Here is a 22,742-nt window from a genome sequence, read left to right as displayed (position 1 = left end):
CAAAAGAGTAGTAGATGGTTACGGGCAGTACGCCACTTGGAGTAACGGCAGTTGCCGCCCAAGGCGTATGTTTAGCGCCGCAAACCCGTCCCTTTCCGGTGCGGCTCCGCAACCTGCTGCCCTACTGCTGGGCTGGCTGATGCCACCTTTAGCCCGGAGCCTGTGTCTTTGCCCCGCGTTTACTCCCCTGTTCCCTGCCCGTATGCCCGCGCCGTTCACTTTTGTACGCCTCCAATACCGCTCCGGCGACTGGGACGCCGTGGATGAACGGATGCCCGCCAACCTGCTCCACTCCCTGGTGCAGTACACCAAAGTGCCGGTCAATGCCAAGGAGAAAGTGGTAGCCCTCGACTCGCCGGAGCTGTTCCGCTACCCATTCTGCTACCTTTCGGGGCACCGGCTGGTGCAGTTTTCGGCCCCGGAGCGGAAGAATTTTGAGCAGTACGTGCGGGGCGGCGGCTTCGTGTTTGTGGACGACTGCAACCACGACATCGACGGGCTGTTTGCCCGCAGTTTTGAGGAGCAGATGCGGGTGTGTTTCGGGGCCGGAGCCCTCAAAAAGCTGCCCAAGTCGCACCCCATTTACTCCCAGTTCTTTAAATTCCCCGACGGCCCACCCAACACCGGCTTCGAGCTTAATGGCTGGGGCGACGACCTGGTGCACGACTACCTGAAGGGCATCGAAATTAACGGGCGGCTGGCGGTGCTCTACTCCAACAAGGACTACGGCTGCGAATGGGACTATGACTTCCGCAACAAACGCTTCCTGGCCGAGGACAACACTAAATTCGGAGTCAACATTATCTTATACGCCCTAACTGCCTAGCCCCTATTATATGTTGAAAGTAGTACCAACCGCACTCCTGCTCACGGTCCTGGCGTATTCGGCGCAGGGTCAGGTACAGGTCAAATTCGAGCCGCTTCATGCCCCCACGCTCCGCTACGGCCTGCGGGCAGGCGGGCAGGTGATGGGCGTATCTAGGCAGCAATATTCCCATACGTACTGGTATAACGGCGCCACCACGGAGGTACCCCAGGTGGGGTTGTGGGGCGGCAACATTGGCATAGCAGCAGAAGCGGATTTCGGCTGGCTGGCCCTGCAGCCCGCAGTGCTATTTATGCAGAAAGGCTACTGCTTTCAGGTGTCTCGCACAGAAACGATTCGTGGTATGTCGTTTCGGAATAGCCGGCTGGACAAGCAGCGCGTGAACTACCTTGAGGTGCCCGTAAATGCGGTAATTACCATCAAGGGTATCCAACTGCTTGCTGGTCCTTACGTGAGCGTGGGAGTGGGGGGCCGTTACTGGGACGAGACGAGTTACCCAATGGGCTCTGAATACTCCCGCGACTACCAGCAGTACCACTACGCAGGAAGTGGGAAGGTGCGCTTCGGGGACAACCCGCAAGGCAATGCCAGTGAAGCGTACGTGGAACGACGGCTGGATGCGGGGTACAACCTGGGGCTGGGTTACCGACACAACAGTTGGCAGGTGCAGCCCACCTACAGCCGGAGCATCCGGAGTACTTCCCGTCTTTCATCTGAAAAAACCTGGAGCGCCCAGCTAAACCTGACGTATTTCTTCAGCCCCGCTTCCTAGAACTGATTTATAGCAACACTCAGAATACGCGCCCAGCCGCGGTTTGAAGCATCCCCGGCGCGTTTCTGCTGACTTTGTATCAGTTTCCCTTCTATCTTCCGTCCAGACTTTTCAACGCCCGCTTTCGTGACCGAACAAGACGTAACTCGCCTGCTTCAGAAAATACCCCAGCTTAAACAGGAAATCGGGAAGGTGATAGTGGGCCAGCAGGACGTGCTGGAAGAAGTGCTGGTGGCCCTGCTGGCCGGGGGACACGCTTTGCTGGAAGGCGTGCCCGGCCTGGCCAAAACCCTGCTGGTGCGTACCCTGGCCCAGGCCCTGGACCTGCCCTTCCGCCGCATTCAGTTCACCCCCGACCTGATGCCCACCGATATTCTGGGTACCGAGATACTGGAGGAAGACCACGGCACCGGGCACCGCTCGTTCAAGTTTAACCCCGGCCCCATTTTCGCCAGCCTGGTGCTGGCCGACGAAATCAACCGGACGCCGCCCAAAACCCAGGCCGCTTTGCTGGAGGCCATGCAGGAAGGCCACGTAACCTACGCCGGCCAGGAGCACGCGCTGCCCAAGCCGTTCTTTCTGCTGGCCACCCAGAACCCCATTGAGCAAAGCGGTACCTACCCCCTGCCCGAGGCCCAGCTTGACCGATTTCTGCTGTACGTGCGCATTGGTTACCCCACCGAGCAGGAGGAGCTGGCCGTACTGAGCGGCACTACCGGCACCAGCCGCCAGCAGGTGCAACCCGTGCTGGGCGGGGAGGAAGTGCGCCAGCTACAGCTGCTCACGCGCCAGGTGAGTATTAGTGAGGAGCTGATGAGGCTGGTGAACCGCCTGGTGCGCGCCACCCGCCCGGCCACCTCGGAGGTGAAGTTTATCCGGGACTACGGCCGCTGGGGCGCAGGCCCCCGGGCCGGGCAGGCCCTCATTTTGTGCGCCAAAGCCCGGGCCTTGCTACACGGCCGCTTCGCCGCTACCCTGGAGGATGTGCACGCCCTGGCCCCGGCCGTACTGCGCCACCGCGTGCTGCTGAACTTCAACGCCGAAGCCGAAAGCCTCACCCCCGACGATGCCGTGCGGGAGCTGCTAAAGGCGGTGCAAATTTGAGTTAGTTGCTGGTTGTCAGTTGTCAGTTGTCAGTTGTCAGAATAAAATTCTCTTCTTAACAACCAGCAACTGACAACCAGCAACTAACAACTGACAACTGATAACTAACAACCAGCAACTAAGTATGCTCACGCCCGAATACCTGCACGCACTGCAAAACCTGCCGCTGGCGGCCCGGCGGGCGGCGGAGGGCATGCTGCATGGTGCCCACGCCAGCCGGCGCAAGGGTGCGGGTATGGAGTTCAATCAGTACCGCCCCTACCAGCCCGGCGACGACCTGCGCCGCCTCGACTGGCGGCTGGCGGCCCGCTCCGACAGGTACTACCTGCGCGAATCGGAGGTGGATACCAGCCTGGTCGTGCATTTGGTGCTGGATGCCACGGCCAGCATGAACCACCGGGACGATAATGGCCTGAGCAAGTTGGAATACGCCCGCCTTCTGTGTGCGGCCCTGGCCTACGTGGCCACCCAGCAGGGCGACGCCGTAGCCCTCACGGTGCTGCACCCCCAGGGCCTGCAGCACCTGCCGCCCCGCTCCGATGCCCGCCAGCAGCAGCGCATCTACCATACCCTGGAGCACATTGAAGCCGCCGGCCGCTTCCCCGATACCGTCACCCTGGCTCCCCTCACGGCCCGCCGCCAGCCGGCCCTTACCGTGTGCGTAAGCGACCTGTACGAGGAAAATGGGGAAATTGAGCAGCTGCTCACTCGCCTGCGCGCCGCTACCGGCGAGGTACTGCTGCTGCACCTAATGGCCCGCAACGAACTGGATTTCACGTACCGCGGCGCCGTAACCTTTGAGGACCTGGAAACCGGCCAGCAGCTGCAGCTGGACGCCGGCCAGCAGCGTCGGGTATGGCAACAGCAGCTGCAGGCCTGGCTGCTGGACACCGCCCGCCGGGCCCGCACCCGGGGCTTCGAGTATTACCGGCTAAATACGGCCAAACCACTGACAGATGCGCTACGGGAGTTTCTGCGGCGCCGCGCCCGGGGCTGACATTTGGCCGGTCCGGCGGCTGGAAGCCGTCGGGCCGGTTGCCGTAAGCTGACGCCGGAACGACAACGGAACAACATCAGCTACCAACAACCGGCCCGACGGTTTCCAGCCGCCGGACTGGACCGCCAGGCCGGCTCAGGCCCGATAGTTGCGAGAAGTCGGCCACAACCGTCTTATCCTGCTCGCTATGACCCGTTATCTACTCGTTGGCTTACTTGCGCTGGGCCTACCTACTCCGGTGGCCTACGCCCAAACTACCCTGCTGCCAACCAATTACCAGCGGCGACTGCCCGTTGTTCCTATTGACTCGGTAACCCACCTGATTACTTACCGGGGCCTGTTGCCGGCCGCCGGGCTACCCCAGGCCGAGGTATACAGCCGCGCCCAGGAGTGGCTGGCCCGGCAGTTTGAGCAGTATGACCAGGTGGTGCGCTTTGCCGACGCCGGTCGGGGTGTACTCATCGGGCAGGCCATCGTGCAGGCCCTGGGGCCGGCCCAGAAAAACCTGGAGGCCCGCCGCTTCAACCTGCTGTTCCGCTTCCAGCTTAGAGCCCGGGCTGGCGGCCTGCAGTATGAGCTAACCGACCTCAGCTACCCAAATTATCCTGTAACCAGTGCCGCCAGTGATGCCAGCGGCGGCTTGGCTGCCGATGGTCTGGCGCAGTGGCAGCGGGCCGATGACTTTGCCCGCATCAGTACTACCGCCGCCCAAAACCGCCGCCAACCCGTGGAGCCGGCTTTGCGCGACTATGACCAGTACACGAGCAAGGGCGAGCCGAAACCGCGCATGCTGCAGCAGTGCCAGGGTATTCAGGATGCCATGACGGTGCTGGTCGCCTCGCTGGAGCAGGCCTTGGCCCAGCCGCTGCCATAGAATAAGGCTGGCAGGAGCGGAAACTTTTGGCGAGTCAGGGCCTTATCGGCGGCAACGCTGCTGTGGAAAGTTGTGTCTGTAGCCTGGCTTCCGTAGGTTGAGGGCCCGTCCGTACTTCCAACCCCTGCTCTGTTTGGTTCCCGTTGTCTTTTCGCACGCCGCTGCTGGCTGGCTGGCCCTCCTGGCGCTGGTAGTACCCCTGGCTATTTACCTCTGGAACCGGCGGCCGGGCCGGGTAGTGCGCGTGGGCAGTGTGCGGTGGCTGGAAGCGGCGGCCAACCGCAGGCTCCGGAGTCTGCGGCCCGAGCAGCTATGGCTATTTTTGCTGCGGGCGGCCCTGCTAGCCCTGCTGGCCCTGGCCCTGGCCGAGCCCGCGCAGCTGTTGCCCACGCCGCCCGCCCGCGGGCAGGTGCTGCTGGCTCCGGGCCTGACAGCTGCGGCGCTTGAGCCGCTACGCCCGGCCCTGGATTCCTTGCGGCAGCGGGGCTACGAGTTGCGGCAGCTGCACGCGGCTTTGCCCGTTGGAAATTCCTTGCCCTGGGCCAGCCTCGGCCTCGGCGATACTACCGCTGCTTCTGCCTTCCAGCCCGACTCTGTGGCCGCCGACAACATGTGGCACCTGGCCCAAACTGCCGCCGACTCCCTGCCCAACCGCCCCCTGGTGGTAGTTACGCCGCTCAACTTGTCCTCCTTCAGGGGCACCCGCCCCGTGTTGCCCGCCGCCGTACGCTGGCTGCCCGTGCCCACCCCCGACTCCCTGCGCTGGGCCCTGAGCGCCTGGCAGCCCCACCCCGACAGCCTGGTAGTGCTGCTGGCCACGGGTCAGGAAACGGGTATTCGCTTTGAGAAAATTCGACAACCCTGGCCTTCAGAAAGCGGCCCGCTGCCTATCGGGCCAGGACTGGTACTGCGGGTAGATGCCGGGCAACATGCGCTGTACCAGGGCAACCGGCTACTGCCGCTGCTCACCCGGGCCCCACACTGGCACCTTAGTATTGATGAAGCCCACGCGGCCTCGGGGCGGGTGCTGCTGGCGGCGCTGCGGGCCGTGGGCAGCGTGCTGCCGCTGGCTCCGCGCATCACGGTGGCCTCCACCACGCCTACCGATTCCCTGGATTGGCTATTCTGGCTCCGGGATGCTCCGGCGCCACGCTTAGCCCGTACCACGCGGGTGTGGCAGGAAGCCCCGAGCACCACCGCCAAGGCCGAGGCGGCCTTTCAGCCGCCGGTCTTCAACCAGACTATACGCATTCAGCGGCTCGATACCAGCCGCCAAGGCGCCGGCCCGTTGTGGGTAACGGCTACCGGCCAGGCGGTGCTCAGCCAGCCTACTCCCACTCGCTACTACCTGCACACCCGCCTCGGAGCCGGCTGGAGCGAGCTGGCCGACAGTCCGGCCCTGCCCGCGCTGCTGCTGCCCCTACTGCACCCTGCTTCAGCCGCGCCCAGCGGCCCCGATTCGCGCCTGCTGCCGGTTGCGCAGTTGCAGGGCCCGCAGCTGCAGGAGCCAGCCGACTCCGTTGGGCCCGCCCCGATGGCCCCGCGCCGGGCCCTGGCCCCCTGGCTGGTGCTGGCGGCGGGTCTGCTTTTTCTACTTGAGCGGGTCTTGGCTTCGCGCCGGGTAGCCACATCCTCTCCTAGCCTCACTTCCTGATGAGTACGCTGCTTGCCTCTCCTGTTTCGGCCGCTGCGCCGCTCTGGGCCGCCGCCCGCGCCTGGGCCCTGCGGCGCACGGCTGCCGGGCTGCTGCTAGCCACGGGGGCCGCCGCTGTACTGGCCGTGGCCGCTGTGGCTTGGCCAATGGCGCGCCCAGCCGTGTATCTGGCGGCAGGGCTGGGGTTGCTGGTGGGGGCATGGTGGCTCTGGCGAATCTGGCAGGAGCCTTTAGGAAGCGTAGCCCGGCACCTAAACCGCCAGCACCCGGCCCTGGAAGACAGCGCGGCCCTGCTCCTGCGTCCCGCCGAGGAGCTCAACCTGCTGGAGCAGCTCCAGCAGCAGCGGCTGCTCAGTCGTTTGCCGGAGCTGAGCGCCGCCGGGCCCTTGTTGCCCGTGCGCTGGCGGCCGTACGGCCTGGGCCTGGCAGGCTTACTACTACTGGCGGCGGGCTTGTGGTGGGCACGGCCGGTGGCGGGCACCAGCGCCCCAGCGGCGGGCAAACCGCTGCCGCTGCACTTCACCGAAACTCCAACCCAACCGGCTGCCGCTCCGCGCATCACTGAAACCCGCCTGCTGGTACAACCGCCCGCTTATACCCGCCGCGCCGCCTTTACGCCCCCTTCACCCTCGTTCCGCTGCCCCCAGCAAAGCCGCGTGCAGTGGCTGCTTACAGTTAGTGGGCCCACTCAAACGCCCCCCGTGCTGGAGTTGGGCACCCAGCGTATCAAGCTGCGGCCGGTGGCGGGCCAACCTACCCAGTTTGTGGCCGAGCAGCAGCTCAAGGCCTCCGCGCTGTACCGGCTGCGGCTGGGTAGTCAGGTTTCCGATGAGTACGCCATTGAGGTACAGCCCGACCAAGCCCCGACTATCCGCATCGTCTCGCCCAAAGCCTACACGCTGGTTGAGTTTGGCCGCCCTCCGCAGGTAGCCATTCAGGCCCAGCTGCGCGACGACTACGGCCTGGCCCGCGCCCGGCTGGTGGCTACCGTGGCCCAGGGCCAGGGTGAGGGCGTGAAGTTTCGGGAAGTAGTTACCGATTTGAGTGCCCCACTGGCCGGGCAGCCCGCAGCGGCTACTGTGCGCCCGGTGCTGCGCCTGCCGGCCCTGGGCCTCACCTACGGCGACGAGGTGTACTTTTACGTGCAGGCCTGGGACAATCAGCAGCACATGACCCGCTCCGACACCTACCTGGTGCAGTGGGAAGATACCACCGTGCAGGAAAGTGCCCTCGATGTGTCCTTGGGCGTGAATACGGCCCCGGCGTATTTCCGCAGTCAGCGCCAGATTATCATTGACACCGAGAAGCTGCTGGCCGAGCAGCGCACCCTGGCACCCGCCACGCTGCTGGAGCGGGCCAACACCATTGGCTTCGACCAGAAAGTGCTGCGGATGCGCTACGGCAAGTTTTTGGGGGAGGAAGCCGACGAAACTATTGGCGGCGCCCCGCCCGGCCCACCTACTGCCGACGCGCCGGCCGAGGAGCCCGGCCTGGGCTCCGTGGTAGCCGAAGACCACACCGAAGCCGAAGCCAAACCCGAGCAGCACTCCGCCGACGAGCCCGGCCACAGTCCCGACGACGGCCACGACCACCACTCCCCGGCCCCGGCCGGCGCCACCGACTACGAGGCCCGCACCGCCGAGCTGATGGACCCTTACATCCACCACCACGACGACGCCGAAACCGCCGACTTCCTGGAGCCCACCGTGAAAGCCAAGCTGCAGGCCGTGCTCAGCCAGATGTGGGAGTCGGAGCTGCGCCTGCGCACCGGCCGCCCCCGCGAGGCCCTGCCCTACGAGTACCGCGCCCTGCGCCTGCTCAAGGAGGTGCAGCAGCAAACCCGGGCCTACGTGAAGAAAGCCGGTTTCACGCCCCCCCCCATGCCCGAGGCCACTACCCGCCTCACCGGCGACCTGGCCGGGGCCGCGGCTACCACGCGCCGGGCCCAGCTGCCCGCCCCCAGCCAGCAGCCGGCCGTGCGGGCGGCGCTGGGGGCCCTGGCCCAGCTGCGGCAGAACAACGCTGCCGCCAGCACCGCAGCGGCCTTGGAACAGGGCGGGCAACAGCTGGCGCAGGCCGCGTTGCGCCAGCCCAGCACTTACCTGGGTGCGTTGCGGGAGTTGCGGCTGCTCACGGCGGGCCTGCGCGCCAAGCAGCCGGCTGCCCGCTACAATCTGCCCTTGATTGAGCGCGCCTTTACCAGCCTGCTGCCCCCACCACCGGCCGCGCCCGTGCGCACTACGCGTTCCGGCAACCAGCTCACCCGGCGCTATTTCCAGGAGCTTAGCCGCTAATTCTTTTTCTTCCGTTCCTCGAATGTTGTACGCTGTTGCTCTTTGCCTGCTGTTGGCGGTGCTGTTGACTGTGCTGGCCATTCGCCGCGCCGATACCCGGCGGCGGGGTCTACGGCTGCTAGCCGGGCTGCTGGCCGCCGCCGGGCTGGGCCTTGCCGCGTTTCCACCTACCCGCAGCTTCACGCAACCGGCTCCTGCTTCGGCCATTCTGCTCACGGATGGCTACTCTGCTGATACGCTTCAGGCCCTGCAACGCCAGGTGGCGGCGGGCACCCCGGTATGGCGGCTGGCCCCGCATCGGGCCGATGATACTACCACCATTCCGAATGTGGCAGCTGTACGCCAGTTGCTGCCCGGCATAACGCGTTTGCACGTGCTGGGCCAGGGGCTACCCGTTGCCGATGTAGCCGCCCTGCAAGGCTTGCACCTGGTTCCGCACGCCGATGCTTCCCGTGTGGGCTTCGCCATGGCCGCTTGGCCTACGCAGCCTGAGCTGGGCCAGCCCTGGCAGATAGAAGGTTCTTTCAGCGCTCCAACTGCGGGGCCAGTGTGGGTGCGGCTGCTGGCGGCCGGTGCCCCCCGCGACTCAGTGCAGCTGCCTGCTGGGCGCGGCTCTTTCCGGTTGCGCTTCACTCCCAAGGCTGTCGGCACGACCGTTTATCAGGTACAGGCTCACCAAAAAGGCCGGCTCCTGGCCCAGGAACCGGTACCCGTGGAGATACTGCCCACTCAACCCCTGCGGCTATTGATACTGGCCTCCGCGCCCTCCTTCGAAATCCGGTTTCTAAAGGATGAGTTGGCGGCTCGTCAGCACAAAGTGGCTCTGCGCATCGGCGTTAGCCGGGGCCTAGCTCAAACGGAGTTTCTCAACCTACCTACCCCGCTCAACTTAAGCCGCCTCACCCCCCGCTTGCTGGCCACCTTCGATGTGCTCCTGCTCGATAACGACGCGCTGGCCAGCTTATCCGCTGATGAAAGTCAGGCCCTGAGCCAGAGTGTGCGCACGGGCACCTGCAACGTGCTGCTCCTGGCCGATGGCTCCGCTATTCCGCGCCAGCTGCCAGGCGGCGCCGCTTTCCGGCTGCAGGCCCGGCCAGCCAATGCCGCTGCCCTGCCCCTGCAGTGGCCGGGTACTACCCAGCCGACTCCGTCACCGGCCACGCATGTGCTCCTGAATTCAGCAAGCTTACGGCCGCTGCTCAGCACTGCCAGCCAGCAGGTAGCCGCCGCCAGCCGCCGCCTGGGGCTGGGGCAGGTAGCCGTTACCACCGTCACCGAAACTTTTCCCTGGTTGTTGCAGCGCCAGCTGGGGGTGTACCACGCCTACTGGAGCCAGCTGCTGTCCGCAGTGAGGCCCGCCCAAACTACCTCTGAACTCCGGTTGCTATCCTCTTGGCCACGCCCGGCCGAGCCGGTTGTGCTCCGCTATGAAGGCCCGGCTACCCGCAGCCCCCTCACCATTATCAGCCCCGGAAACACAACTACACTGGTCCGGCGCCAGGATGCCACCGTTCCGGAATGGACTACGGCCCCGTACTGGGCTGCCGCGCCTGGTTGGCACGAGGCCCGCGTGGGTAGCACCAGCCGGCACTTCTACGTGTATGATTCAATGGCCTGGCCCCTGCCCCGGTTTGTGGAATGGCAGCGGGCAGCGCGACAAAACGCTGCCACGGGCGCTCAGGCCGTGGTTGGGGCACCAGCAACGGCCACCACTACCTGGCCCCGGTGGCTCGGCTTTGGCCTGTTTGTACTAGGGGCGGGCCTGTTGTGGGTGGAAGAGAAGCTCTAGCGCCAACCGCAGAACCAAGTCCCCACCACCCCCAACGACAGCCGAGCTAACCCGGCAAATCCTAGTATCTTTCGGCTTGGCTCCGGGCAAAAAAACAGCCCGGGCCTCGCCATAGCGAAACCCGGGCTGTTGTAATTAGGTACGGGCTAAGCCGGCGCTTAATTACTTAACTTCCGTGGTGGTGGTGGTAGCTTCCGTGGTAGTGGCAGCCGGAGCAGCAGTGGTAGCAGCAGCGGTGGTGTCAGTGGTAGCGGGAGCAGCAACCGTGGTGTCAGTGGTAACCGTAGTAGCTTCGGTAGTCGTAGCTTCCGTGGTCGTGGTGGTTTCTTCAGCTTTCTTGGTCTCGCAGGAAGCGAGGGTAGCAGCGAAAACAACGGCCAGAGCGGATACCTTCAGGAGGTTCTTCATTGTACTAGTAGGTTTGAGAAAATTGGTCCAAAAAACGCCCTTAATACCGGTATTCGAAGTTGGTAACCCTCTTTCGAAAAATATTTTTCTGGCGGGTTACTCCGCCTTTCTCATCGTATTAAGCCACAAAGCGAATGGGTAAGGGCCAACCTTCCTACACCGATGAGGAGTTTGTGGCGGCCATCCGCCGCGACGATGACCGGGCGCTGGCGCAGCTCTACCGGTTACACTTCCCCATGATTTCGCACTACGTGCTGCAGAATAGCGGCACGGAGGACGAAGCCAAGGACGTGTACCAGGAGGGCGTAATGGTATTTTATGAGAAGGTGCGTGACGGCTCTTTGGAGCTGAGCTGCCAGATCAAAACTTACCTCTACGCGGTGTGCCGCCGTCTCTGGCTTAAGCGCCTCACCGACAAAACCCGCTTCGGCGGCCGCCTCGACGACCACGAGCCCTTTCTGGAAACTGGGGCCGAGGCCGACCTGGAGGAAGCCGAAGAGCGGGACCGGCGGCTGGGCACCATGGCTCAGGCTCTGGACCGTATTGGGGAGCCGTGCCGTTCGCTTCTAGAAGGATTTTATCTGCTTGATAAGTCCATGCAGCAACTCACGGCTGAGTTCGGCTACACCAATGCCGACAACGCTAAGAACCAGAAATACAAATGCTTGGTACGTTTGAAGAAGCTATTTTTCAACCAATACCAGGAACAGATATAGAGTTTAGTTGATAGGGCGTAGTACGCAGTGCTTTGTTGAATAGACTAAGCGCTACGCACTACGCACTAGGCACTACAAAAGCATGAAAACAGAAGCTGACTATTACGCCTTATTCGACGCTTACCGCTCCGGCGGGTTGGCCGAGGAGGAGCGCACCGCCCTGGAGCACCGCCTCGCCGCCGACCCGCAGCTGGCGCAGCGCCTGCACGAGTTTGAGGAGCTGACGGGTACACTCACGGCCTATGGCCGCCGGCTGGCCCTGCGCCGCAAGCTCCACGCCATTCATGCTGATATGGACGCGGAGCGCGCCGTACGCCTTACACCCCTGGCCAAAGCCGCCGAGGAAGATGAGCGCCACGAGCAGTTCTCCACGGGCCGCGCCCCCCGCCCGGCTCTGCGCATTTCGCGCACCGAGGAAAAGCTGCGCGCTTTCTGGCAGGGCCACCGCGCTACCATGATGGTGGCCGCGGCCGTGGCGGTGCTAGCCGTATTCACCACGCTGCTGGGGATGGAAATGTACCGGGCCGTGCAGAAGCCCTCCTTGTACGGCTACACGGTGCTGCGCCGGGAAGTGGAGCGCATCAAGCGCAACCAGCGCTCCATGAACCGGACCCTCAACCAGATGGACGTTTCGCAGCCGGAAAGAAGCAACCCGGGCAAGTTCAGCGGCACCGGCTTTGCCCTCACGGCCGATGGCTACTTGGTTACCAGCTACCACGTTATTCAGGGTGCCGACTCCTTACTGATTGAGAGCAAGGACCGGCAGCGCTACCGCGCCGAAACGGTATTCACCGACGTGGCCCATGATCTGGCCATCCTGCAAATCAAAGACAAAGATTTCAAAGGCTTTGGCCGCCTGCCCTACTCGTTTAAGCGGGGGCAGTCGGAGCTAGGGGAGCGGGTGTACACGCTGGGCTACCCACGCGAGGACTTGGTGTTTAACGATGGTTCGTTGAGCGCCCGCTCAGGTTTTGAGGGCGACACGGGCTTCTACCAGATCAGTATTCCGGTAAACCCTGGCAACTCGGGCGGGCCGCTGCTGGATGACCGGGGCAACCTGATTGGCATCATCAGCGGGCGGCAAATGGATGTGCAAAGCGCCGCCTTTGCTACTAAGTCGTCGTATCTGATGCGCTTGGTTGACTCGCTGGGCACGGCCGGCGCGGGCAAACCCTACAATATGCCCCGCACCAACCTGCTGACTGGCACCTCCCGGCCACAGCAGATCCGTAAGCTCCAGGACTATGTGTTTGTAGTGAAAGTGTACGAGTAGATTTCGCCTTTTTTGCCCGCACAGAAAAGCCCCGCCGGTATCCGGCGGGGCTTTTCTGTGCCTTTGTTGCTGGGTTTCAGCGCAGGCATCTCCTCTTATGCTTTAGGGGGCAGGTCGGGGCGGGTCGGTGAGAGGTTATGATGCATTCTGGTTTCGGTAGCCGGGGGCAAGGTGAACAGTAGAAAAAAGACTTGCTAACGGGCGCCAAAAGGAGGTATCAAAAATATCCTGAACTGCGTACAGAGCCTTCGGGAATGCCTAGCGGCATTTCCACTTTATTCTTCACCTCTCTGCCTTTCCTCATTATGAGCAACCAACTCCCCAAAGAAATCGAAAAAATTGTTCCTGAGGACATCATCAATACCCTGCAAAGCGCCTACGGTGTGTTCAAAGGTGAGCAAGACCAACTAGATGACTTGCTGAAGAACGGCAGTGCCCTGTTGCGTAAAGCCTCGCAGCGCTTTACCTCCACTCAGCTCATCATTGGAGTGGCCGTACTGGCTAGCATAGCCATTTTTGCCACTGCGAAGATAGCCGAAGCCGACACCCACGAGCAATAGGAAACCTTCAGTTACTTCAGAAAGCCTCTCCCCATTCGGGAGAGGCTTTTTTGATGTTTTTTCATTATTATAATTTAAGTAATAAAATATTTAACTTATACTTGCATTAACACAACCAAATCATCTTTTAAGCTATGCAAGCTACTTTCCTCGCTCTTCTGGTCGCACCCTTCCTTGCATCCTCTGAGGCGGCTGTCCCCCTGGCGTCAACTCCTATTAACAGCGCCGTATTAGTAAGTAGTGAGGCAGAGACGTCAGAGGTGCCCACTTGGTTTAAGCGCAAGAAGCGTAGCCACACGCCAGCTTACCGCCGTCTTCGCTCCCGCCGTCGGTAGGTGCCCTTATCATCACTTCAATAGATGCGGTATGAAAACTGTTGCTACTTTCCTGTTGCTGGCCGGAGCAGCTGGCTATTTTGCCCCTGAAACCTTGGCCGGGCCTGAGCCCACCAAAAAGAGCCTTAAGGTGTCGCCGAAGAAGAAGCTGAACAAGTTGTTCGGCCGGCGCTTGCCAGAGTCGGCGTATGCAAAGGCGCTACGGCGTAACGAACTGCTACGGTAGTTTTCCGCCTATTCCGCAAGGGAAACACGCAGCTGTAAACCCGTGAGAGAACACTGCGCAACATGTCGAAGCTCTTTTGCAGCGGCCCATCGTCCGTCCCAGTGTGGTTAGGAGGTGTGCAACGCAGTCCTTCACCAGCAGGCTGGTTGGCTAAACCATTCTCTGGCTGAGCACCGCCCATCGGGTACTGGCAGGGTGGGCCAGTGGCTATCCTATTTTCAACGTTTTTACGGCCATGCCCCACTGCGTGGCCCAGTCATCAGGCGCGTCCCATTGCCAGCCAGTAGCGGCTGGTAGTAGGGCGCGCCCTCCTCATTTTGGCAAAACTCCACTCCGCTGCTTTGGCTAGGTATCAGGCCGGGGCCGAGAAGACGCCATTCGCCGCTAGGGGTACAAGCTTGCGGGTGGGTCTAAGAAGCGGAAAAGGCAGGGGCCCGCAGCACAAACTGCATCTCGCAGAAGGGTGCTGCGGGCCGACTTACGGACTGAAACCCCAGGGATAAATGCGGGAAGCAGCCTAAAACACCTGGGCCTGTGCAGCCAATTGGCGCCGGTTTTCGTCTTGGGAATATGCACCGGTGCCCGTTGGCCTGGCTGTTCCTGTTTCTTTGCTATGAAATACTGCTCTTTTTACCCGCTTGCGGCCGTTGGAATACTACTACTCGGAGCCCTTGGCGCTGTTTCGGCCAATGCTCAGTCCAGCTCCAACTCCGTAGTGGCGGCTGGGGCTACCCCCCGGCTGGTATCCCGGCAATTTAGCTTCACCGAGGGCCCAGCCGTGGATAGAGCCGGCAACGTGTTCTTTACCGATCAGCCCAACAACCGGATCTGGAAGTATGACACCCGCGGACAGCTCTCTATTTTTCTGGAGCCAGCGGGCCGCGCCAACGGCACGTATTTCGACCAGAAAGGCAACTTACTGGCTTGCGCCGATGAACACAACCAGCTATGGTCTATTGCCCCCGATGGCACAGTAACCGTCCGGCTACGGGACGTACAGGGCCATACTCTTAACGGCCCCAATGACCTATGGGTGCAGCCTAAAACCGGGGGCATCTACTTCACTGACCCTTACTACCAGCGGCCCTACTGGACGCGCCAGGCCCCCGACCCCAACCTGGGCGGACAGAAAGTGTATTACCTGCCCCCCAACCAGACCACTGCCGTGCCCGTGGATGACAAGCTGCAGCAGCCCAACGGCATCATCGGCACGCCTGATGGTAAGCTGCTGTACGTGGCCGACATTGGAGCCGGCAAAACCTACCGTTACCAGATTGGGCCCGATGGCCGGCTGCAGAATCGGCAACTGTTCGTGGAACAGGGCTCCGACGGTATGACCATTGACCGGCAAGGCAACGTGTACCTGACGGGCAACGGCGTAACCGTGTACAGCCCCGCCGGCCAGAAAATTGAGCAGATTGCCATTCCGGAGAAGTGGACGGCCAATGTGTGCTTTGCTGGTAAAAAGCGGGACACCTTGTTCATTACTGCCTCCGAGGCCGTATATATACTCCCCATGCGGGTACGGGGCGCACAGTAGAAGCTGCGCAAAGATGTTTAGTGCAGACTGAGAATTCTCTTCTTTTGTGCTGATATCATTTTACCCGGGTAGCTACCCCCTGCCTCGTTCTGCTTTTTTGCCTATTCCCGGTGAGTCCTCGCCCTGCTGATACTTCCGCTGCTACCCCCGATAGTCTGCTGCAAACGGCTTTGGCTTGGTCTGCTGTGGCCATGGCCCTGTTGCGGCCTACGTTCAGGGCGGGAAGCCCCGAGCCGGTTGATTTTGTCTATGACTACCTGAACCCGGCCGCGCAACAACTCCTGCAGTTGCCCGAACGGCCCACCCGCACGCACGCCGAGCTGTATTCCGGCAACGAGCCAGGGTCCGTCTTCTCCTTCTATCAAAACATGTTTCGGGCCGAAGCAGGCACCATTAGTTTGGAGTTGGATGGGTATACGCCTACTGGTACGCCCCTACATATAGTGGCTAGCCGCCACGCAGAGGTGCTGCTGGTGCGCTTTAGCGTGCCCGAACCACCCAGCCAAACCCAGCGGCCAGCGCAGCCCACTACGCCCCTGCCGCCGGTAGCCACCGAAAACCAGGCTACCGGGCAGCTGGAGGCGCTGCATCAGCAACTGCAAGCCGCCCGCCAGCAGTTGGCCACCCTCTCCCAGGGCCTGGCGCAAACCCGTAGTGAGGCCGAAACCCAGCGCCAGCACCTGCACCAGCTGTTTATGCAGGCCCCTGCCTGTATTGCCACCCTGGAAGGGCCAGACTTAGTGTTCACCCTCGTCAACCCGCTTTATCAGGAGCTGGTTGGGGAGCGGCTCCTGCTGGGCCGCCCTTTACGCCAGGCCTGGCCCGACCTGGAGGGGCAGCCCTTCTTCGACCTGCTGGAGGGCGTGTACCGAACCGGCGAAACCTACCACGGTCGGGAGCAGATAGTATATATTGACCGGAGCAACTCGGGCCGACCGGAGCCAGTGTACTTCAACTTCACTTACCAGGCTATTCGTAGCGCGGCCAGGGCCGTAACGGGCATAACTATTTTCGCCTACGATATTAGCCCGCAGGTACTGGCTCACCAGCAGGTACAGCACCTCAACCAGCGGCTAGGTAAAGCCAACGAGGAACTAGCCGCCACTAACGAAGAGCTGCAGGCCAGCAACGAGGAGTTCCACCTCAGCAACGCCGAGCTGCAGCGCACCCAGCACCAACTGCAACTGCTTAACCAGGAGCTGGAAACCCGCGTGAGCCTGCGCACCCAGGAAACGCAGGCGGCCCGCGCCGAAGCAGAGCGCCAGCGCGCCCACCTGCAGCGCCTGTTTATGCAAGCTCCGGCAGCCATCTGCATTCTGCGGGGCCCGAAGCTGGTGTACGAACTGGTGAACCCGGCGTACCAGCAGCTGTTTCCGGGGCGGGAGCTGTTGGGTAAGCCCATCTTGACGGCGCTACCCGAAATTCAGGAGCACGCCGTGTATCACACTTTCCGAGGAGTGTACGAGACGGGCCAGATGCACCAGGAGCTGAGCATGCTCATTCCGCTGGCCCACCCCACCAGCGGAGTGCCACAGAACCGCTACTTCAACTACATCCAGCAGGCCTACTATAATGAGCAGGGCGCGGTGGATGGCGTGGTGGTGTTTGCCTTTGAAGTTACGGAACAGGTGCAGGCCCGCCAAGCCAGCGAGGCCTCGGCCAGGCAATTGGAGCTGATTACGGATGCGCTGCCCGTGCTTATCAGTTACATCGACCACACCGAAACCTACCGCTTTGTTAATAAGGCCTACGAGCATTGGTGGCGCGACCCAACTACCGGCCTGGTAGGGCGCCCCGTGCGCGACGTGATAGGCGAGCCTGCTTACCAAAAAGTACGGGGTTACCTGGAGCAAGTAATGGGCGGCGAGCGGGTGGATTTCGAAACGCGCCTGACGTATACCGATGGCACGCGCCGCCATGTGCAGGCCAGCTACGTGCCCGACGTGCAGAACGGGCAGGTAGTAGGAGCCGTGGCCGTGGTTAACGATGTAACGGCCCTGGTAGAAGCCCGCCAGGATGCTGAGCGGCAGCAGCAGCTTCTGCACAAGCTTTTCATGGAAGCCCCGGCACCCATCGTAATTCTTGATGGGCCAGAGTTTGTGTACCAACTGGTAAATCCGGCGTATCAGCGCATTTTTCCGGGGCGGGAGTTGCTGGGCAAGCCCATGCGCGAGGCGCTGCCAGAAGTAGTGGGCACTTTTGTGTATGAGGTACTGGAACAGGTGTATAGCAGCGGAGAAACCGCCGTATTCCAGGAAGTTCCGCTCCGGCTGGCCCGCCACGAAGGAGGGCCGCTGGAGGAGATATTCTGGACCTTCACCTACCAGGCCCGGCGCAACGCCGATGCTGGCGTAGATGGCATAGTGGTGTTTGCCCATGAGGTAACCGACCAGGTGCAGGCCCGGCGCGTGTTGGAGCGTAATGAGCAGTACCTGCGCCAGATGGCCAACAACGTCCCAAGCATGATTTGGGTGACTGATACGGCTGGCCAGTGCATCTACCTCAACCAGCAGTGGTACGACTACACCGGTCAGACGGAAGCCACCGGACTTGGCCGGGGCTGGCTGGATGCCGTGCACCCCGACGACCTGCAGGCCACTTACACCACCTTCGAGGCCGCCGCCTTCCGCCAGGCCCCATTCAGCCTGCTCTACCGCCTGCGCCGGCAGGATGGGCGTTACCGCTGGGCCATTGACAGCGGCCTGCCCCGGTTTACGCACACCGGCGAGTTTGATGGGTTCGTGGGTACGGTATTCGATATTCATGAGCAGAAACAGGGCGAGCAGGCCCTGCAGCGCCTTACTACCAAACTGCGCACGGCCCGCGACCGGGCGGAGGCGCTAAATGCGGATTTGCAGGCCAGTAATGAGCAGCTCCGGCGAACCAACGTAGACCTGGACAACTTTATTTACACGGCGTCCCACGACCTCAAAGCCCCTATCACCAACATCGAAGGTCTGGTATACCTGATGCAGGACCAGCTGCCCACCGACCTGCCCCTGACGGCGGAGCTGCAACCGGTACTGGCCATGATGCAGGCGGCCGTGGAGCGGTTTAAGCGCACCATTGAGCACCTGAGCGACGTGACCAAGCTCCAGCGCGAGTTTGACCGCCCTGCCCAGGACACCTCCCTGGCCCCGGTAGTAGAGGACGTTTGTCAGGATTTGCAGCCGCTGATCCAGGCCACCGGTGCTGAGGTAGAAATAAACGTAACGGACTGCGCCAGCGTGCCTTTTTCGGCCAAAAACCTGCGCTCCGTAGTGTACAATCTGCTCAGCAACGCCCTCAAGTATCACCGCCCCACCTTTCCGCCGCAAGTACAGATCAGCTGCCGCACTGAGGAAGCCTTTGTGGTACTGGAGGTGCAGGACAACGGGCTGGGCATTGAGGAAAGCCGACAGCCGGAAATGTTCCAGATGTTTCGCCGCTTCCATGCCCACGTGGAGGGCTCGGGTATCGGCTTGTACATGGTCAAGCGAGTGGTGGAAAATGCCGGGGGCCACATTCAGGTTCGGAGCCAGCCAGGCGCCGGAGCCACCTTTACCGTGTACTTTCGGCGCTGACGCTCGTATAGGTGTAGCCGCACGGCCCCTGCCTTACCGCCGTTCTGTACCTGTTACCGCATGAAAACACTGTCGAGTGTACTTCTGGTAGATGACGACCAGACTACCAACTTTCTGAATAAAAACCTGTTAACTCGGCTGCAGGTAACCAATAATGTGCTGGTTGCCCTAAATGGGGAGCAGGCCATGGCCCGCGTGCAGGAGCTCTGCACCTCCCCGGCTACCGACTGCCCGGCCCTGATTCTGCTGGATGTGAACATGCCGGGCATGAACGGCATTGAGTTTCTGCAGACCTACAAACAGCTACCGGCGGCCATGCAGCGGCCCACCATTATTGTCATGCTCACCACCTCCCTCCACCCCCGCGACGTAGCCCGGGTAGAGCAGATGGCCATAGTTGCCGGCTTTATCAGCAAGCCACTGACTACGGAGAAAATTCAGGACATCCTGCACAATCACTTTTAAGCCGGGCATAGCACCCGTTTTCTGCCCAGCCCTGGCGGAAAAGAGGAACGCTATATCACTTCGGCGGGCAGCTCCACGATAAAGGTGCTGCCCTGCCCTTCCGTGCTTTCAAACGTGATGCGCCCGTGGTGCAGCTCCACAATAGTTTGAATAATGGACATGCCCAGGCCGGTGGTTTTCTCGCCGCGCAGGCCGGGCCGACGGGCGGGCGTGAACTTGTCAAAAAGCACGGGCTGTACGGACGCCGGAATGCCCACCCCGTTGTCGACTACCCGTACTACCGCCCGGTTCTTGTGCTGCTCCAAACTCAGGGCAATGTGGCCGCCGTCGGGGGTAAACTTAATAGCATTCGATACCAGGTTGTTCACAACCTGCTGAAACTTGTTGATGTCCATGTTCACGTACACGGGTACGGGCGGTAGTGTGCAGCTGAACTGCAGGTGCGTATGACGCTCAGAGCCCTGATACTCTTCCATGAGGGCTTGTAGCCAGGCACCCAGGTCGGCCCGTTCCCACTTCATCTTCACGCTGGCCGACTCCATAAACTCATTGTCGACGAAGTCCCGAATCAGTGTGACGCCCTCCCGGCAGGTACGCTCCATGAGCTCCAGTACCCGCCGGGCCTCCTCGCTAACCGGGCCGGTTTCATGCCGCAGGTGTTCGGTGAGCTGCTGCAGCAAAGCCAGCGGCGCCGCCAAATCGTGGGAGAGTATTTCCAGGGTGGCGTTCTTCTTGGTGTTGAATTTATGGGCGTTGATGGCAACCTCCCGCGCGGCAGTATTGTCACGCAGGCTCCCACTCAGGTACTTCGCGCCCGCTGCATCCCGGACGCGGCATATGGCCAGGCGCAGCCATTGCGTGCGCCCTTCCGATTGGGCTACCCGAAGTTGCAGACCCTCGATAAGCTGGCCTTCTTCCGCCTCCCGGAGCTGGTCGACAATTAGCCTACGATCATCGGGATGCACACGCTGCAGCCAGTGGGGCCAGTCCTCGGTGGCATGGGCGGCCGGGTCGCCGAATACCTGCTCATAGGCCTCACTCAGGTACACAATGCGCTTATCCGCCTCCCGAAGCACAAAGTTTACGGCCTTGGAATGAGTCAACAACGGGTGGAGCAAGGGAAGGAATTCCTGCATATGGGTATTGGTGGAGGGCAGAGCCTGGGGTTGGAGCTGTAACCCGCGAAAGTACTGAAGGCACAGGCGGGCACCCACAACTGTAAGCTAAGCACAGTACGGAGCTGAAGTAATAAACAACCAAAGGTGCTCAATAAGGCAGTAGCGCTGTTTGAGTAAATACAGCGGCGCAACCAGCTTAGCCCAGAAGACCCAACCAGCCACAAGTCCCCCATGCAGTACCACTATATAGTAGTTGGGGTTGCCACGATAGTCCTGTGGGGGGTCAGTAAACTCTTTCTGGTTGAGCCTTGCTCCTACTTTCCGCTTGTCAATTAGGATTCTCCTTCTGCCTTGTAGCTATATTTCCGCTCTACTATTGCCTGTCCTTCCTACTCTTGCCTATGCCCGAAACTAACTTGCACGGAACCATTCTGCTGGTACTGGGGCTGCTGTTTGCCATGCTGCTGCTGGTAATGCTGAGCCAGAAGCTGCGCATCTCCTACCCTATTTTTCTGGTGCTGGCGGGGCTGGCCCTGAGCTTCGTGCCGGGTCTGCCGCTTATTGTTATCGACCCCAACCTGATTTTTCTGATTTTCCTGCCACCCCTGCTCTACCAAGCGGCTTGGGACACCTCCTGGCAGGATTTCTGGCGTTGGAAGCGGCCTATTACGCTGCTGGCCTTCGGGCTGGTGTTCTTTACGGCTACCCTTGTGGCTTACGTGAGCCAGGCTATGATTCCGGGCTTTACCCTGGCGCTGGGCTTCCTGCTGGGCGGCATCATTTCCCCGCCCGATGCCGTAGCAGCTACCTCCGTGCTCAAGGGCATTAAGGTGCCACGCCGCGTAACCAGCATTCTGGAGGGCGAAAGCCTGATCAACGATGCCAGCAGCCTGATTGTATTCCGGTTTGCCTTGGCGGCGGTGGTAACGGGCACCTTTTCCTGGCACCAGGCTATTACCAGCTTTCTGCTGGCCAGCGGCATGGGCCTGGGCATCGGGCTGGTGGTGGGCTATGGCTTCTACCTGATTCATAGATACCTGCCCACCACGCCCAGCATTAATACAGTACTCACTTTCCTGGCGCCTTACGTGATGTACCTGTTGGCCGAGGAATTTCACTTCTCGGGGGTGCTGGCCGTGGTGAGCGGGGGGCTGCTACTATCCTACCACTCCCACCGGGTGTTCGACGCTGATACCCGCCTGCAAACCAATAGCGTGTGGGCCAGCGTAGGCTTCGCCCTGAATGGCCTGGTGTTTATCCTGATTGGGCTGGAGCTGCCGGTGGCCGTGCAGGGCTTGGGCAACTACTCTTTGCAGCAGGCCATTACCTACGGCCTCATCATCAGCGCTATAGTTATCATCATTCGGTTGCTGTGGATGTTTCCGGCCGCGTTTGTGCCGCGCTGGCTGTTTCGCAGCATCCGCACCCAGGAAACCAGCCCGGGCTGGCAGGGACCGGTTATCATCGGCTGGGCCGGCATGCGGGGCGTGGTATCCCTGGCCTCGGCGCTGTCGGTGCCGCTGCTGCTTAGCAATGGGCAGGAGTTTCCGCAGCGCAACCTTATCCTGTTCATCACCTTCGTGGTCATTCTGGTTACGCTGGTATTTCAGGGGCTCACGCTGCCGGCCATCATCCGCTTTACCGGCGTCGCCCACCAGGAAGAGCGTATGCCCACCGATGCCCAAGAAGCTGGCATCCGGCTACGCCTGCGCCACGTGGCCCTGGCCCACCTAGCCCGGCACTACCCCGAGGACATTCAGCACAATGAAATGATTAACGCCCTACAGCACCGCATGCAGGCCGAGGCCCAGCGCACCGGCAACCTGCTGGAGGCCCTGGACTACGACGATACCAAGCGCGAAGCTCTACAACGCTACCACCAAGTGCTGCTGGATGTGTTGCAGGTGCAGCGGGAGGAGCTGTTTGTGCTGCGCCGCGAGGATGTGTTCGAGGAAGAAATGCTCCGCCACCAGGAAGCCCAGCTCGACCTCGACGAAGCCAAAATCAGCCATATGCCGCACTGAGAAACAGATGACACTACCTGAACGTCATGCTGAGCGCAGTCGAAGCATCTCTACCTCTGGCTAAATCAATCGTGTGGACGAAGCGGTAGAGATGCTTCGGCTTCGCTCAGCATGACGTTCTGCTTTCCCCAAACGCCACCCTCCCCAAAACCCAAACGTCCTCTTCCGGCCGAAGTCAGAAGAGGACGTTTTCAGTTAGCTAAT

Annotated in this window: 18 protein-coding genes; 16 read left to right on the top strand and 2 right to left on the bottom strand. The window is 61.5% G+C overall.

Annotated features, from left to right (window positions below; genetic code table 11):
• The first annotated feature begins 202 nt into the window (after positions 1–202).
• From ROI90_RS10100 to ROI90_RS10065, 8 genes are all read left to right on the top strand, one after another.
• Positions 203–826 carry a DUF4159 domain-containing protein gene (locus ROI90_RS10100; RefSeq protein WP_315998222.1) on the top strand — a complete coding sequence of 208 codons (624 nt, stop codon included), beginning with the start codon at positions 203–205 and terminating at the stop codon, positions 824–826.
• A gap of 10 nt (positions 827–836) precedes the next feature.
• On the top strand, positions 837–1,598 hold the full coding sequence (locus ROI90_RS10095) for an outer membrane beta-barrel protein (protein WP_315998221.1): 762 nt from the start codon (positions 837–839) through the stop codon (positions 1,596–1,598).
• 126 nt (positions 1,599–1,724) lie between these two features.
• Positions 1,725–2,702 carry an AAA family ATPase gene (locus ROI90_RS10090; protein WP_315998220.1) on the top strand — a complete coding sequence of 326 codons (978 nt, stop codon included), beginning with the start codon at positions 1,725–1,727 and terminating at the stop codon, positions 2,700–2,702.
• A gap of 124 nt (positions 2,703–2,826) precedes the next feature.
• Positions 2,827–3,699, top strand: a complete 873-nt coding sequence (locus ROI90_RS10085) for a DUF58 domain-containing protein (protein ID WP_315998219.1) — start codon at positions 2,827–2,829, stop codon at positions 3,697–3,699.
• Between the two features lie 187 nt (positions 3,700–3,886).
• The gene (locus tag ROI90_RS10080) at positions 3,887–4,573 is read left to right on the top strand and encodes a DUF4468 domain-containing protein (protein ID WP_315998218.1); all 687 of its coding nucleotides are present in this window, start codon (positions 3,887–3,889) and stop codon (positions 4,571–4,573) included.
• A gap of 133 nt (positions 4,574–4,706) precedes the next feature.
• Positions 4,707–6,227 (top strand): BatA domain-containing protein, encoded by a 1,521-nt coding sequence (locus ROI90_RS10075; protein WP_315998217.1) that lies wholly within the window; start codon positions 4,707–4,709, stop codon positions 6,225–6,227.
• On the top strand, positions 6,227–8,521 hold the full coding sequence (locus tag ROI90_RS10070) for a DUF4175 family protein (RefSeq protein WP_315998216.1): 2,295 nt from the start codon (positions 6,227–6,229) through the stop codon (positions 8,519–8,521). Before ROI90_RS10075 ends, ROI90_RS10070 begins: the two co-directional genes overlap by 1 nt.
• Before the next feature lie 22 nt (positions 8,522–8,543).
• Positions 8,544–10,310 (top strand): hypothetical protein, encoded by a 1,767-nt coding sequence (locus tag ROI90_RS10065; protein WP_315998215.1) that lies wholly within the window; start codon positions 8,544–8,546, stop codon positions 10,308–10,310.
• 162 nt (positions 10,311–10,472) lie between these two features.
• Here the strand turns inward: ROI90_RS10065 and ROI90_RS10060 are convergent, their stop codons facing one another.
• On the bottom strand, positions 10,473–10,718 hold the full coding sequence (locus ROI90_RS10060) for a hypothetical protein (RefSeq protein WP_315998214.1): 246 nt from the start codon (positions 10,716–10,718) through the stop codon (positions 10,473–10,475).
• 134 nt (positions 10,719–10,852) lie between these two features.
• On the opposite strand from ROI90_RS10060, the gene ROI90_RS10055 reads away from it, so the two are divergent.
• The 7 genes from ROI90_RS10055 to ROI90_RS10025 all read left to right on the top strand — a co-directional run bounded on the left by ROI90_RS10055 (position 10,853) and on the right by ROI90_RS10025 (position 19,396).
• Positions 10,853–11,434, top strand: coding sequence for an RNA polymerase sigma factor (locus tag ROI90_RS10055; RefSeq protein ID WP_315998213.1), 582 nt, complete (start codon positions 10,853–10,855; stop codon positions 11,432–11,434).
• 82 nt (positions 11,435–11,516) lie between these two features.
• Positions 11,517–12,707 carry a serine protease gene (locus tag ROI90_RS10050; RefSeq protein ID WP_315998212.1) on the top strand — a complete coding sequence of 397 codons (1,191 nt, stop codon included), beginning with the start codon at positions 11,517–11,519 and terminating at the stop codon, positions 12,705–12,707.
• A 305-nt stretch (positions 12,708–13,012) separates the two neighbouring features.
• Complete coding sequence (locus ROI90_RS10045; RefSeq protein WP_315998211.1) at positions 13,013–13,267, top strand: hypothetical protein; 255 nt, start codon at positions 13,013–13,015, stop codon at positions 13,265–13,267.
• Between the two features lie 366 nt (positions 13,268–13,633).
• On the top strand, positions 13,634–13,828 hold the full coding sequence (locus ROI90_RS10040) for a hypothetical protein (RefSeq protein WP_315998210.1): 195 nt from the start codon (positions 13,634–13,636) through the stop codon (positions 13,826–13,828).
• 613 nt (positions 13,829–14,441) lie between these two features.
• Complete coding sequence (locus ROI90_RS10035) at positions 14,442–15,368, top strand: SMP-30/gluconolactonase/LRE family protein (RefSeq protein ID WP_315998209.1); 927 nt, start codon at positions 14,442–14,444, stop codon at positions 15,366–15,368.
• Positions 15,369–15,478: 110 nt separating this feature from the next.
• On the top strand, positions 15,479–18,931 hold the full coding sequence (locus ROI90_RS10030; RefSeq protein WP_315998208.1) for a PAS domain-containing protein: 3,453 nt from the start codon (positions 15,479–15,481) through the stop codon (positions 18,929–18,931).
• 60 nt (positions 18,932–18,991) lie between these two features.
• On the top strand, positions 18,992–19,396 hold the full coding sequence (locus tag ROI90_RS10025) for a response regulator (RefSeq protein WP_315998207.1): 405 nt from the start codon (positions 18,992–18,994) through the stop codon (positions 19,394–19,396).
• A 50-nt stretch (positions 19,397–19,446) separates the two neighbouring features.
• Here ROI90_RS10025 and ROI90_RS10020 read toward each other — a convergent pair whose 3' ends face one another.
• Positions 19,447–20,532, bottom strand: coding sequence for a PAS domain-containing sensor histidine kinase (locus ROI90_RS10020; RefSeq protein WP_315998206.1), 1,086 nt, complete (start codon positions 20,530–20,532; stop codon positions 19,447–19,449).
• A gap of 383 nt (positions 20,533–20,915) precedes the next feature.
• On the opposite strand from ROI90_RS10020, the gene ROI90_RS10015 reads away from it, so the two are divergent.
• Positions 20,916–22,538 carry a Na+/H+ antiporter gene (locus ROI90_RS10015; protein WP_315998205.1) on the top strand — a complete coding sequence of 541 codons (1,623 nt, stop codon included), beginning with the start codon at positions 20,916–20,918 and terminating at the stop codon, positions 22,536–22,538.
• Positions 22,539–22,742 lie beyond the last annotated feature (204 nt).

It is taken from the genome of Hymenobacter endophyticus (genome assembly GCF_032464715.1).
GTDB classification, from domain to species: Bacteria; Bacteroidota; Bacteroidia; order Cytophagales; family Hymenobacteraceae; genus Hymenobacter; species Hymenobacter endophyticus.
The sequence above is the reverse complement of the archived record's forward strand: the minus strand, read 5'-3'. Positions and strand labels throughout refer to the sequence as shown.